Below are 14,343 nucleotides of genomic sequence, written 5' to 3'. Positions count from 1 at the left end.
GCTTCACTTTGGGAAAGGAAATGGTAGGTAAGTTGAAGGTCAGGCTCAAGCAGGCACTACTGAAGTCCAGCACCTACTATGTGCTGGCAGCGGCAAAGTATTTTATCGCCAATAATGTTATCGCGAAGATGCCGATCGAATCAGTGCGAAAAGCCTATTATCGGCGGATAATGGGGTTGTCAATTGGGAATGATACCCATCTGAGCATGAGGATTTTTCTTACGGGCTACCACAGTCGCTGCCAGGTTGCAATTGGCAATAATTGCGTAATTAATCGCGATATATATCTGGATGGCAGAGCTGGCGTGCATATTGGGAACAATGTGAATGTGTCGTTCCAGGCATGCCTATTGAGTTTGCATCATGATCATAATGACCCGGGCTTTTCCGCGATTGGCGCGCCAGTTGTTGTTCAGGACCATGCCTGGATCGGCGCCAGGGCGATGATTTTGCCTGGAGTAACAGTAGGTGAAGGGGCGGTTGTCGCTGCTGGGGCTGTGGTAACCCGTTCAGTGCCTGACTACGCGGTGGTGGGGGGAGTGCCGGCCCGAGTGATTGGTCAGCGTAACCGTGATCTGACCTATGTTACTGATTTTGCTCCTTTCTTCGACACAGATATCTTCGATGAGTCCCATGCTAAATCCAGTTAAGAAAAGTCTTCTGATTTTCACACTTTCCCCACCTTTGCCAGCCAACTCTGGTGCGCCTATCTACATTACCAATACGCTGATACCGCTCGCCGATAAGTACGACCTGCACTTGTATACAATCGGTGGCTCGGATGAAATTGCGCATATCAAGCGATATCAGGGTCTCTATGATCGCTATTTCCGCAGTGTGCATATAGAGCCGCGGGCACTGATGCCTTCACAGAAGGGAGAAGTTGGTCGGATTGCTCATAGTCTGGTGCACCTCTATCACGGTTTACCGTTTATGGATGCTAGTTATTACAGCTATAACGCTGTAAGAAATGCGCGTAAGATCGTGAAAAAATACAACATTCAAGCGATGGAGATTCACTCAAGTCATCTGGCTTTTTTCAAAAAATTTATGCCGGAAGTGCCTGCGCTGTTGGTCAGTCATAATATCGAATCCGATATTTTTCCATTTTGGATTCCGCAGCATTTGACAGGTTGGAGAAAGGCTGCAGTCGAGTATGTGGCTCGAGCCAGTCGACATAATGCTCATCAGGTCGAAGTGGAAAATAAGTGGAAGTTTGAGGCGATGACTTTCATTTCCATGAGTGACATGGCTCGCGTCAGCGATGTGGTGGAAAAAAGCTATATCCCTCTTTGTCTTCCTGTGAAAGGCATCGACTATGCGGATAAACCTGAGCAACACATCAATTTGCTTTGGATGGGCGGCTTCTGGTGGCACCCGAACGCTGAGGGCGTACTTTGGTTCGTCAGAAGTATTCTGCCGCTAATCAGCGATAAACTTGCTGTCTTGAATATTCGTCTGCACTTTCTGGGTGCTGCTCCTCCGGATGAGTTGAAGGCTGTTGATGATGGTCAGAATATATTTGTGCACGGTTTTGTGGACTCCCTGGAAGATATGCTCGATAGCGCGCATCTGCTATTCGTTCCTCTGTTGTCGGGTGGTGGGGTGCGTGTGAAGATCCTCGAGGCAATGAGTAACGGCATTCCTGTTCTTAGCACCAGCAAAGGGTGCGAGGGGCTGGGTGCGACTGACGGGCTCGATATAGTAGTTCGCGATGATGCTCAGGCGTTCGCTGATGCCATTCTTCAACTTGCGGTCGACCCAGTGCGGCGTTCCCAGCTTTCAAGTGCTTGCAAGCAACTTCTTAATGAGAAGTACAACTTGCAGAGCTGCATCCATGAAAAAGACCGGATTTATCATAAACTGCTGGCCTCTGTTTGAGCCAGCACCCGAATTGAGATTAAAAAACGCCCATGATTAGAACTCTTGCATTCGGTGCTCGAAGCTTCATCAAGAGCCGTGAACTTATCTGGCAGCTCGTTCGGCGAGAAGTCAGTCTTCGTTATAGCGGCTCGTTCCTAGGAATAGTCTGGTCGTTTATCAACCCGCTGGCCATGCTGATGGTATACAGCTTTGTTTTCGGTACAGTCTTCAAGGCGCGATGGGGAGGTGTAGCCACTGAGAGTCAGGACTACACCATTCTGCTTTTCGTCGGAATGTTGATTCATGGTCTGTTCGCGGAGTGTCTGGGTAAATCAGCGACGCTGATTGTGGCAAACAGTAACTACGTTAAAAAGGTCATTTTTCCTCTCGAAATCCTGCCTTGGACGATAATCGGAGCGGCGCTTTTCCACTTCTTTACTGGCCTGATTGTGCTGATCGCTTTGCAGTTGGTTCTGACCGGAGATTTGCAGTGGACGTTGGTATATCTTCCATTGCTTCTGATTCCGTTTATTTTATTTTTAGTGGGATTGTCCTGGTTTGTGTCGGCGCTGGGGGTGTTCTTTAGAGATATCGCCCAGCTCGTCGGAATGATCACGGCGGTAATGATGTTTCTTTCGCCCGTGTTTTATTCAGTCGAATCAATTCCCGAGCGCTTTCGCCCTTATATGATGGCCAACCCTTTGACATTGGTTATCGAGCAATCCAGGCGAGTGCTGATTTACGGTTTGCAGCCTGATTCTCAAGCCCTTCTTATCCTCAGCTTAGTTGGCATTTTTACTTGTGGTGCTGGCCTGTGGTTCTTCAACAAGACGCGGAAAGGATTTAGTGATGTCCTCTAACGATATCCTCATCGACGTGGCCGGGTTGTCGAAGTGCTTTCATATCTACGATAAGCCGTCGCACCGTTTCATGCAGTTTGTTGTTCCTCGATTGCAACGTGCTGTTGGGCTTCGGCCAAGTAGTTTTATGCATGAGTTCTGGGCGTTGCACGACGTTTCCTTTCAGTTGCGCCGGGGCGAGACTATCGGGATTATTGGTCGTAACGGCTGCGGAAAATCCACCCTTTTGCAAATGATTTGCGGTACGTTGACCCCTACGGGGGGGCGAGTTGACATCAACGGCCGAATTGCTGCTTTGCTTGAGCTTGGTGCTGGCTTCAATCCCGAGTTTTCCGGGCGTGACAATGTTTTCCTTTCTGGAAGTATTGCCGGTATTTCTCAAGAGGAAATGCGTAATCGGTTCGCTGATATCGCAGCTTTCGCAGACATCGGGGAATTCATTGAACAGCCGGTAAAAACATATTCTTCAGGTATGTTCGTGCGCTTGGCATTTGCGACTGCTATCCATACCTCTCCGGATATTCTTGTCGTCGATGAGGCTTTGGCAGTGGGAGACACAGCTTTTCAGACCAAGTGCTTGACGCGAATTCGGGAGTTACAGAAGAAAGGTACAACCATTCTATTGGTAACTCACTCGACTAATACCCTGATTGAATACTGCGATCGAGCTATTTACCTCAAGCGGGGAGTTCTGGTAGAGGATGGTGTTTGCCGTGATGTAGTGAAGCACTACGCCAACGATTTGGTCGAAGAAGAGGGTGGTATTGCTCTTGCTGAGAGAACGCAGGACGACGCGATAGCGCTTCAGGATCTCGAGTCCACAGCATTTGTAGAAGTGCCGGGCGGGACGGAGGAGAAAATAGCCATTGCCGGAGTAGATATACTTGATTCGTTGGGGCAGCAGCGCAGTACTTTCTCTTATGGCGATACTTTTTTGGTGAGGGTGAATCTGAAGGTCGGCGCATCTATCGAGTTGCCTTGTTTTGGCATGCAGATCAAGAGCGTCGATGATATCGTGCTCTGGAGTGCAACTACACAGAGTATGGAAGTTCCGTTAGGTCGACTTGAGGTGGGGTATCATCAACTTACCTGGGTTTGCAAAGCGACCTTCTCAGGTAATCGCTATGTTTTGGCAATTGGTGCCGGAAGTACCGAAACGGGCGAGTATCGCCGACATTCGCGGCTTCCTTATGCTGGGCATATTGATGTCTTGCCGCAGGAGCGTAGTGGTTCAGGCTGGTTGGCCCCGTGCCCGGCCGTTTCGCTCTCATCAGTTTAGTCATCGAGGATAAGTAATGACTGACAAACCGAAGGTCGTAGTCAGCGGATGGTACGGGGCCAGCAATATCGGCGATGAGTTGCTCCTGGGGGCCGTTGCAGCCTGGGTTGCAGATGCTGGTGGCGAGTTGACGATCATTAGTCTCAATCCCGAGCATACGGCCCAAGTTTATGGGGCTGCAACGGTTGACTTCCATAACTTGGGTGAGATTGCCGCGGCGCTGTCCGACTGTGACTTGTTCATGATGGGCGGGGGGGGGATCTTTCAGGATCACCATCCGTTTCACATCAGTGCGTTATATGATGCTACGGCGCTCGATATTGCGCAGTACGCGCGTCCTTTCTATCTAGCTCGCCAGTTTGGGGTGAAAACCCTGATCCTTGCCCATGGCGTCGGGCCTTTAGCCAGTCATGACGCTCAGGAAATCGTCAGAGATGTTTTCACTCTTGCGGATTTCGTCTCGGTCAGAGATGAACACAGCAAAGAGCTTCTACGCAGGATTGGTGTCACTCGCGAACTTCTGGTAGCTGCGGATCCGGGTTGGTTTGCAGCCGGGGAGGTTATAAGTGCGGGCCAGGACCGGCAGGTGGCTATTCGTGCGCCTGGCGACAGGAAAAAGCTTGCTCTGATCATTCGTGAGTGGCATGCAGATCGGGACTGGGAAGATAAGTTGGTGGCAGCCCTTAATAGCCACTTACCCACCGGTTGGAGTTGTGTCTGGTTTGCTTTTCAGAACGCTCTGGATGAAAGCCGTGCAGGCTCTGACAGGTCATTCCTTGAGCAGCTGTCGACCGGCTTGGATGCGCGTATCGAAAGTGAGATTGTTGATTACGTTGCTGTCGCAGATGCGGTGCATGCAATGAATGGGTGTGATGCGGTGCTGTCGATGCGCTTGCATGGCAGTATTCTGTCGCTCGCCCTTGGTAAGCCCTGTGCTTTCCTTGAGTACGATGACAAAATGACCCAAGCACACAATATGGCGCACGTCCCAGAGGATTTGAGACTCAATCTGAAGTGCCCTCTGAGTGCCTACGAACTCATAATTGCCAAGCTTGGGAACCTTGAAGCGGGCTGGCGTATTGATGCAAAGGTATTGCAAGAATTGCAAAATTCGGCATTAGCGCACCAGGCTATGTTAGTCGGCGCGTTAGAGCAGGTTCGCGACAACGGCGAGACGCGCCGCCGATGGTCCAGCCAGAATCTGGACTGGATGTCAGTCTGGTTACAGGATCTTATCTGGCAGAAGCGTGCTATCCAGCGTGTGAGTACGCGCGCGCACGAGTTGTTGAGATACCGCGACATGCAGATCCAGGAGAAGGAGCTTCAGCTCAGCGAAAGCGATCTGCGGTTTCAGGAGTTACAGCAGCAGAACGTAAAGTTAGACCACGCGCACGAGTTGTTGAAGTACCGCGACATGCAGATTCAGGAAAAGGAGCTTCAGCTCGCCGAAAGCGACTTGCGATTTCAGGAGTTACAGCAGCAGAACGCAGAGTTAGATAAGGAAGTTCAGGCGAACAAGCAGCAGGCTGTTGAGTTTGAAAGGCTGCATCAAGAGCAACTACAACGCAATGCAGTGCTTGCTGCGGTGCCACTACAAACTCAAGAGACCTATGATCTCGATCATGAACTGTCTCAAATTAAACAGCAATTTCTCACGTTGAAGGCCACCACCGTCAGCCTGCAACAAGAGTTGGATGCCCGGACGACGCAGCTACAAACAGTCGAAAGTGTAAAGCAAAACACAGGAATGATAATGTCAGGCAGCATGCGAAACTTAACTCGGAAATTTCAGCGCGCGACTTATTTGTTGCAAAATGGTGGCCCTCGTGCATTGCTTTCGGCGTTGAAAAGACGTCGGCAGTTGCTGTTGGCGCAACAGATGCCATTGCCGGCCATCGCACCTTCGGATTCCATGATTCAGGTTGACCTTGATCGTGCAATTTTTGAAGGTGCTGCGAAGCTGCGTGCGGAAGAAGTCGTCATTTTTGCCTCACGTGCATTCGAGTCGCTGGGTGAACATCACCGTGCTGCGCAGTTGGCAAGGGCTGCCTTATCTGCCGGGCATCGGGTGATCTACGTGACCAAGGATCAAAAGGATGTGCTGAGCGGCTTGGCGCCACAGCGCCCAGCTGGTTTGTTGCAAATGACCTTGAGCGATCTGTCAGTTACTAAGCTGTTTTCGCTGCTTTCTGAGCATTCGGTACTCTTGAACTTTTTGCTGGATCCGGCAGTGCTGCCATACCTGCAGTATGCTCAAAGTCGCGGACTGAAGTCTTACTTGGATACGTCTGCTTGCTTGACCGACCCTCGGGTCGTCTCCACACCTTTGTTCGAGATGCTGGCCAGCAAGATCAGCGCGTTTTGCGTGAACTCCACGAAAGCAGCCGGTTATCTGGGCGCGTTTAACAACGTACCTGTGCTTTGCGTCGCTACCGCCGCCAGCCATACCTACTTTGATATTTATCAAAACTATCAGATCCCGCAGCAGTATCAAGGGGACTGCGGTGTCAAGGCCATCATCTTCGCGGCCGGGGAAGAGGCAAGCGTTGACTGGCTTTATGTTGAGCGCATCGCGGGCCTGAATCCGCAGGTGACGTTCTATCTATTGGGGCTGTTCAATCGCTCTGAAAAATTACCAGGCAACGTAGTGGTTCTCCCTAAAGAGTGCCTAAATATCGCTAATGCGATCATTGCCCATAGTGATTTCTTGCTTTCACCGTTTTTGAAGTCTGCGGTGGGTAACGCCGGTATACCTCAAGGTGTATACGCTGGAGCCTTTCTGAATAAACCGGTAATCAGCTCCCAGGCAATCGACATTCCTCAGTTAAATAATTTCCTCCATCTACCGGATGCCGAGGCCCTGGGAGACTTGAACGAACGCTTCCCTGTCGTTCTAAAGAACGATTTGTTTGTATCGGAAAATTCCTGGCTTGCCCGTCTGGAAGCGCTGGTGCCAGCGCTTCCTCGCAACGACGTCAGTGTGGTCATTCTTATCCATAACAACGCGGGTATTATTGCACGCTGCCTTGAAACCCTGCTGATACACTGCGGCCCTTATGTCAAAGAAGTTATTGTTGTCGATAACGCCAGCTCTGATGGCGGTGCAGAAATCGTTGAGCAACAGTTTCGCGGTGTCAAACTGGTAAGAAATCCGGAGAACGGTTGTTCATCCGGTCGTAATCTGGGAGTTACCCATTCCAGTGGCAAGTATATTGCCTTTTTCGACAGCGATCAGTGGTTCACGGGGGCATCTGGTTTTGCAGAAGCCTTATCAATTCTTGAGACTCGCGCCAATGTTGGGGTAATCGGTTGGAATGCGGGTTGGTTTGACGCAACTCGTACTGACCTTGGAGGGATGATTGCCGATTACTGCCCGAACCGAGCAATGAATCCTGCTGCCATACGCGATGGCTATCGCTCGGATATTGGCTTCCTGGGTACTAGTGGTTTCTTTATGCGTCGCTCTGTATTCGATGCAATCGAAGGCTTCGATACGTATTACGACCCGACCTGCTTTGAAGATACGGATCTGTGCTTCCAGATTCGGGCGCTGGGAATGGAAGTTTCATTCCGTGATTTGTCGGGGATTCGTCATCAACCCCATCAGACGACTGGGGCTGATAGCGGAAGTGATAAGTACAAAATGCTTTTCCTGCGAAACTCGACTTACTTCAAGGAAAAGTGGAAGCATCAACCAGAATTTTTCGTCGATTACTCCGTATGATCAGGACTGGGTTGGGGTTGAAGCACCTGTCATAAGCCGTCGAGGTCATCTTGGGCCAATTACCCTAAAGATGACCTTTCTCAAGGCTTCCAATTAATATCATGCGGTCGTTTCTATGTTGAGCCACCCTCGAAAAAAAATTCTGTGCATTATCGGTACAAGACCAGAAGCCATAAAAATGGCGCCTCTCATTCTTGGTCTGAAGGAGCAGGAGTGGGTGGAAGTCAGGGTTCTGGCTACGGCTCAGCATCGGGATATGCTTGATCAGACGTTAGCGGATTTCTCGATCGTTCCTGATTTTGACTTGAACATAATGCAGCCCAACCAGTCGTTGAGCGCTTTGACGGGAAAGTTGCTCCTTGCGATTGATAAGGTGCTGTTGGCTGAAAAGCCTGATGCGGTGCTGGCTCAGGGAGATACGACGACTGTCTTGACCGCCTCTCTGGCAAGTTTTTATGCGGGCATTCCATTTGGCCATATTGAAGCAGGGCTTAGAACTCGCGATATCAATAGCCCATTTCCTGAGGAGGCCAATCGCGTGATGACCGGCTTGTTGGCTCATTGGCACTTTGCTCCCACGTCGAGCGCCGCTGAGAATTTACTTGCGGAGCGCACACCTGCTCATAAGGTGTTCATAACGGGTAATACCGTTATCGATGCATTGCACTACACAGCTGCAAAAGAAATACCGCTTTCAGTTTCGTTGGACCTCTGCAAACGAATGATTCTGGTAACTGCGCATCGCAGGGAAAATTTTGGACAGCCATTCATTGATATCTGCACTGCTATCAAGACGATTGCTGTTAATAATCCTGATGTGGAAGTGCTCTTTCCTGTCCACCCCAACCCGAATATTCGTAATGTCGCTTATAATCTGTTGGGTGATGTTGCCAATCTCCATCTTGTGAACCCGTTAGGTTACAAAGAGTTCGTGATGGCGATGAAACGGGCCTATTTTATTATTAGTGACTCAGGTGGTGTTCAGGAGGAGGCGCCTGCACTAGGAAAACCGGTGTTGGTAATGCGTGAAAGCTCGGAGCGCCCTGAGGCGATATCCGCTGGTTGTTCACGGCTGGTGGGTACCGATGTTGAGGTAATTGTTCGGGAGGCTGAAAAGCTCCTCGATAATCCTGATGAGTACAAGAAGATGGCTATTGGTGTTTCTCCTTACGGAGATGGAAAAGCATCTTCGCGGATCATTCAGGTTTTACGGGAGCACTTTTGTTGAAACGCATGATTTACCTATCCCCGGTCCCGTGGGACAGCTTTTCCCAGCGTCCTCATAAATTTGTGGAGTGGTTCCACACAATCTCCGGGGGAGACGTGCTTTGGGTTGATCCTTACCCGACCCGGTTGCCAGGGTTGGGAGATTTTGCTTTCCGGCCGGGTCCTAGTCGCCACCTGAGCAGGTCGGAACCATGGTTGAAGTGTTTGGCGGTCAAGGCGCTGCCAATCGAGCCGATTTCAGGTTTGAACGTCGTAAACTGCTACCTGCGGCGCGCGATGGTAGAGGACATCAATGCTTTCGCGAGCGCCGGGCCTACCAGTCTGGTGATTGGCAAACCATCGGCATTGGCTTTGCAACTCTTGAGGGGAGGGAACTTCACCAAGAGTGTTTACGATTCGATGGATGATTTTCCGGCATTCTACAGCGGACTTTCCAAGCGTTCGATGCAGAGCAAGGAGCGCGCAGTAGTCAGCTCTGTAGACCATGTGCTGGTTTCATCCACTCTCCTTATGCGCAGAGCGCAGCAAATGCAGCCGGGGGCTGATATTCGGCTATGCGAGAATGCTTGTGCGGTCGAGGTTCTTCCGCCTGTCGGGCAACAGGTTCATCGTTCGGGAACCAGGATTCTGGGGTACGTGGGTACTATCGGGAAATGGTTCGATTGGGAGATGATCAAGCGCTTGGCGGAATGCGCTGAAGTAACCGTCCGCTTGATCGGTCCTGTCTATACTCCAGCTCCGTTCAGGTTGCCCCCCAATGTCGAAGTTCTGCCGCAGTGTTCACATGCGCAGGCCATCGCGGCCATGCTTACATTTGACGTCGGTTTGATCCCGTTCAAGATCACAGCGTTGACCGAGTCGGTTGACCCCATCAAATATTACGAGTACTGCGCGCTTGGCTTGCCCGTCATTACGTCAGATTTCGGCGAAATGCGCCTTCATGCCCGTCAACCAGGCGTATTTACTGTTCATCGGACGGATGACCAGTCTAGTTTGATCCGCACGGTTGAGGCTGCTCTTGCGTTCAGATTTTCCCTGAGCGAGATAGAGATATTCCGGCAGAAAAACTCTTGGAGTGCTCGGTTTTCCTCTGCGAAAATTTTCACTCCGGCGTAGATTGATGTCGTTGTCGATGTGCCACCCCGTTACTGATCAGGGCATATGTCGTGTCAATGAGCGGCCAGTGAATGATTAGGGTATGAGAAATCTGAGTGGCAGTTGTTTTGGCCTGCATCGTGTGCGGCTTTGTTTTTTGTCAGAGTTATTGAAATGAGCGCTGAGACGATTCTTGTAACAGGAGGGACCGGTTTTCTTGGGGCTGCCTTAGTAAGGCAATTAGCCACAATGGATAGCTGTGCTCTCGTCCTACCTGTCAGAAATACCCACGCTCAGTTCTCGCCCGTTGCTCGGGTTCTGCAGATTGATGACCTGGCTGCTGATACCGATTGGAGGCAGGCACTCTCGGGTGTCGACAAGGTAGTCCACGCTGCAGCTCGAGTACATATCATGAAAGAAACCAGCGCTGATCCGTTGACCGAGTTTCGCAAAGTAAATGTTGACGGCACTCTGAGCCTCGCCAGGCAATCAGTCGCTGCGGGCGTCAAGCGTTTTATCTTCATAAGTTCCATTAAGGTCAACGGTGAGCGTACCGGCACCGGTACAGCGTATTGCGCAGATGATGTTCCTGCGCCTGTCGACCCCTATGGGATAACCAAGATGGAAGCGGAGCAGGGGCTGAAGGAGTTGGCGTCCAACTCGTCCATGGAGGTTGTCATAATTCGCCCGGTGTTGATTTATGGTCCTGGAGTAAAGGCTAACTTTCTGAGCATGATGAACTGGCTCTCCAAGGGAGTGCCGCTACCTTTTGGCGCGATTCACAATCGTCGCAGTTTGGTAGCGCTGGATAATCTTATCGATCTGATCATTACGTGCCTCAATCATCCAGCAGCGGCTAATCAGACGTTTCTGGTCAGTGATGGCCAGGATGTATCCACTACCGAATTGTTACGCAAGACCAGCGATGCCTTGCACCATCCTGCCTGTCTCATTCCTTTGCCTGTCTGGATAATGAGGGTTTTAGCCGTATCGTTAGGGAAGCAAGCACTTTTCCAGCGCCTTTTCGATTCTTTGCAGGTGGATATTAGTAAAAACAAGCAACTCTTGGACTGGACACCTCCCATGAGCCTTGAACAGTCTCTGGCCAAGACCGTACAGCATTTTTTAGAGTCTACAAAGTCGTGAGTTATGGTTGGTTTGCTCTCCTGGCTGTAGGGATTTCCTTTTTTCTTACGAGAGCAATGCGTCGGTACGCGCTCTCCCGTAGTCTGGTGGACATTCCGAACGCACGTAGCTCGCACGTACTGCCGACTCCGCGGGGCGGTGGTGTGGCTATCGTATTGACCTTTCTGATGGCACTTGGCCCATTGTTGTTTTTTGGGCTGATTTCCCCTGCTGTTTTCGCTGCGTGTGCCGGGGCGGGAGGGCTCATCGCGATTATTGGATTCATGGATGATCATGGGCACATAGCCGCAAGATGGCGTCTGCTGGGGCATTTTATTGCGGCTTCCTGGGCCATCTTCTGGTTGGGGGGCTTGCCTGCGATTAATGTACTGGGGATTGTGTTTGATACGGGTTGGGTGGGCTCAGCATTGGCCGTGGTATATTTGGTCTGGATGTTAAACCTCTACAACTTCATGGATGGAATTGATGGTATTGCAGGCGTGGAAGCTGTTTGTGCCTGCATTGGAGCCTGCCTGATGTACGGGATGTCAGGGCAAAACGGCTTGATCTGGGCTCCTTTGCTTCTTTGCGCTTCGGTCGCAGGTTTTCTATGTTGGAATATTCCTCCTGCCAAGATTTTCATGGGCGATGCCGGTAGCGGTTTTCTCGGCATAATACTTGGGGTCCTGTCCCTCCAGGCTGGCTGGATTTCAGCGCAACTGCTTTGGGGGTGGCTCATCCTGTTTGGGGTGTTTATCGTTGACGCGACTTTCACCTTGTTCCGTCGACTGATGCGGGGAGACAGAATCTATGAGGCCCATCGTAGCCACGCGTATCAGTTTGCTTCGCGTCAGTTTGGCAAGCACCTTCCGGTGACACTCGCGGTCGGGTTGATCAATCTGTGTTGGCTGCTGCCGATTGCCCTTTGCGTTGCTCTCTATAGTTTGGACGGGGCTATTGGATTGCTGCTGGCCTATAGTCCATTGCTGGTGTTGGCATGGTGGTTTCGCGCAGGAGAACTGGAAAGTCCTCCTTAAAGGACTCATCGATACTCCTGAATTTATGTCTTGGGCGTCAGGGAATGGGGCGAAACGAGGGAGGAGTTCTAGTGTTTGAGGGGCTTATGGATAAAGTTAGAGCGTTTTTACTGGGATTACCCAGACGTAAAAAAAGACTCATTCAGGTCATCACTGACATGGTGCTGGTTTGGGTTGCGCTCTGGTTGGCATTTATTGTGCGGCTAGGCATTGATGAGATGGCCACCCCCTTAAAAATACATCTCTGGCTCTTCGCCTGCGCCCCTGTTATCGCCATCCCCCTGTTCATCCGCTTCGGCATGTACCGTGCGGTCATGCGCTACTTCGGCAATGACGCCCTCATAGCCATCGTCAAGGCCGTAAGCCTCTCGTCACTGATCCTGGCAGTTATTGTCTATTGGTACAGCAACCACCAGGTCGTGGTTCCGCGCTCCATCATCTTCAACTACTGGTGGCTCAGCCTGGTCATCATCGGCGGCTTACGCCTGTGCATGCGTCAATATTTCATGGGCGACTGGTTTACCGCCGCTCAGCACGTGCCGTTCACCAATCGTGACGATGGTTTGACCAAGGTCGCCATCTACGGCGCGGGTGTCGCTGGCAACCAGCTCGTCGCGGCGCTTCGCATGGGGCGGGTAATGCGTCCTGTGGCCTTCATCGATGACGACGCGAGTATCGCGGATCGCTCTATTTCAGGCCTGCAGGTCTACAAGCCCAAGCATATTCAGCAGATGATCGATGTCACCGGCGCGCAGGAAATTCTTCTGGCGCTGCCGTCATCCACGCGAGCACGACGTAGGGAAATTCTGAATCTCCTGGAAGGCTTTCCGCTTCACATCCGTAGCGTTCCGAATTTCACTGACCTGGCCAGTGGGCGGGTGAAGGTCGAGGACATCCAGGAGGTCGACATTGCCGACTTGCTGGGGCGTGACTCGGTACCGGCTCAGCCTGATTTGCTGGAGCGTTGTATCAAGCGCAAAACGGTCATGGTGACCGGTGCGGGCGGCTCTATCGGTGCGGAGCTTTGCCGGCAGATTTTTTCTCTTGGTCCTACGACGCTAATCCTGTTTGAACACAGCGAGTTCAATCTTTACAGCATTCTTTCCGAGTTGGAGAAACGAGCCAGTCGTGAATCCCTGTCTGTTCGCCTGCTGCCTATCCTCGGTTCTGTCCGGCATCAGGACAAGCTTCTGGACGTAATGAAAACCTGGAAAGTGGAAACGGTTTACCACGCAGCGGCCTATAAGCATGTGCCGATGGTTGAGCACAATATCGCCGAAGGCGTGTTGAACAATGTGATGGGTACGCTCAATACCGCACAAGCCGCTTTGCAATCAGGTGTCGCCAACTTTGTGCTGATCTCCACCGACAAAGCCGTGCGTCCGACCAATGTGATGGGTAGCACCAAGCGCTTGGCCGAAATGACACTGCAGGCGCTTAGTCGTGAGATTGCGCCGGTATTGCTGGGCGACAAGGCCAATGTATCGCGTGTCAACAAGACCCGGTTCACGATGGTGCGCTTTGGTAATGTGCTGGGCTCTTCCGGTTCGGTGATCCCGTTGTTCCATAGTCAGATCAAGTCGGGTGGGCCGTTGACGGTGACTCACCCGAAGATCACGCGCTACTTCATGACCATTCCCGAGGCGGCGCAACTGGTGATCCAGGCCGGTTCCATGGGGCAGGGCGGCGATGTGTTTGTGCTGGACATGGGTGAGCCGGTGAAAATTGTCGAGCTGGCTGAAAAGATGATCCATCTGTCTGGTTTGAGCATTCGCTCGGAGAAGAACCTGCAAGGTGACATTGCCATTGAGTTCACCGGTTTGCGCCCGGGTGAAAAGCTCTATGAAGAGTTACTGATCGGCGATAACGTCGCAGCGACTCAGCACCCAATGATCATGAGTGCCAATGAAGACCATCTGCCTTGGGACGTGCTCAAGACGCGGCTGACCGAGCTGCTCGGCGCTGTCGAGCGGGATGACTACTCACGGGTTCGTCAGTTGTTACGCGAAACCGTCAGTGGCTACACCCCCGATGGTGAAATCGTCGACTGGATCTACCAGCAACGCCGTCTCGAACCCTGATTGTTACACACTCTGTAACTGATACATTTTTGACAGGCTCACAGCATGACCT

The 14,343-nt window shown here is 51.5% G+C and carries 10 protein-coding genes; all 10 read left to right on the top strand.

Features of this window, described 5'->3' with window-relative positions; translation table 11 throughout:
* Nucleotides 1–20: 20 nt before the first annotated feature.
* The 10 genes from AO353_RS31915 to AO353_RS01970 all read left to right on the top strand — a co-directional run bounded on the left by AO353_RS31915 (nt 21) and on the right by AO353_RS01970 (nt 14,291).
* Nucleotides 21–650 (top strand): acyltransferase, encoded by a 630-nt coding sequence (locus AO353_RS31915; RefSeq protein ID WP_054593456.1) that lies wholly within the window; start codon nt 21–23, stop codon nt 648–650.
* A complete protein-coding gene (locus tag AO353_RS02010) occupies nt 634–1,881 on the top strand; it encodes a glycosyltransferase (RefSeq protein WP_054593455.1) in 1,248 nt (415 codons plus the stop codon). Before AO353_RS31915 ends, AO353_RS02010 begins: the two co-directional genes overlap by 17 nt.
* 32 nt (nt 1,882–1,913) lie before the next feature.
* Nucleotides 1,914–2,723 (top strand): ABC transporter permease, encoded by an 810-nt coding sequence (locus AO353_RS02005; protein ID WP_054593454.1) that lies wholly within the window; start codon nt 1,914–1,916, stop codon nt 2,721–2,723.
* Entirely contained in the window at nt 2,713–4,002 is a 1,290-nt protein-coding gene (locus tag AO353_RS02000; RefSeq protein WP_054593453.1) for an ABC transporter ATP-binding protein, read from the top strand. The genes AO353_RS02005 and AO353_RS02000 overlap by 11 nt, the downstream gene beginning before the upstream one ends.
* 16 nt (nt 4,003–4,018) lie before the next feature.
* Complete coding sequence (locus AO353_RS01995) at nt 4,019–7,726, top strand: polysaccharide pyruvyl transferase family protein (RefSeq protein WP_054593452.1); 3,708 nt, start codon at nt 4,019–4,021, stop codon at nt 7,724–7,726.
* 115 nt (nt 7,727–7,841) lie between these two features.
* On the top strand, nt 7,842–8,954 hold the full coding sequence (wecB, locus tag AO353_RS01990) for a non-hydrolyzing UDP-N-acetylglucosamine 2-epimerase (RefSeq protein ID WP_054593451.1): 1,113 nt from the start codon (nt 7,842–7,844) through the stop codon (nt 8,952–8,954).
* Nucleotides 8,955–8,959: 5 nt separating this feature from the next.
* Entirely contained in the window at nt 8,960–10,069 is a 1,110-nt protein-coding gene (locus tag AO353_RS01985) for a hypothetical protein (protein ID WP_054593450.1), read from the top strand.
* A 153-nt stretch (nt 10,070–10,222) separates the two neighbouring features.
* Nucleotides 10,223–11,194: a UDP-glucose 4-epimerase family protein gene (locus AO353_RS01980; RefSeq protein ID WP_054593449.1), complete on the top strand. Its 972-nt coding sequence runs from the start codon at nt 10,223–10,225 to the stop codon at nt 11,192–11,194.
* Nucleotides 11,191–12,210 (top strand): MraY family glycosyltransferase, encoded by a 1,020-nt coding sequence (locus AO353_RS01975; RefSeq protein WP_054593448.1) that lies wholly within the window; start codon nt 11,191–11,193, stop codon nt 12,208–12,210. The genes AO353_RS01980 and AO353_RS01975 overlap by 4 nt, the downstream gene beginning before the upstream one ends.
* 86 nt (nt 12,211–12,296) lie before the next feature.
* Nucleotides 12,297–14,291, top strand: coding sequence for a polysaccharide biosynthesis protein (locus AO353_RS01970; RefSeq protein ID WP_054593447.1), 1,995 nt, complete (start codon nt 12,297–12,299; stop codon nt 14,289–14,291).
* Nucleotides 14,292–14,343 lie beyond the last annotated feature (52 nt).

This window comes from Pseudomonas fluorescens (assembly GCF_001307155.1).
In the GTDB taxonomy this organism is placed as follows: Bacteria; Pseudomonadota; Gammaproteobacteria; order Pseudomonadales; family Pseudomonadaceae; genus Aquipseudomonas; species Aquipseudomonas helvetica.
Note: the sequence above shows the minus strand (reverse complement) of the source record. Positions and strands in the feature narration are given on the sequence as shown.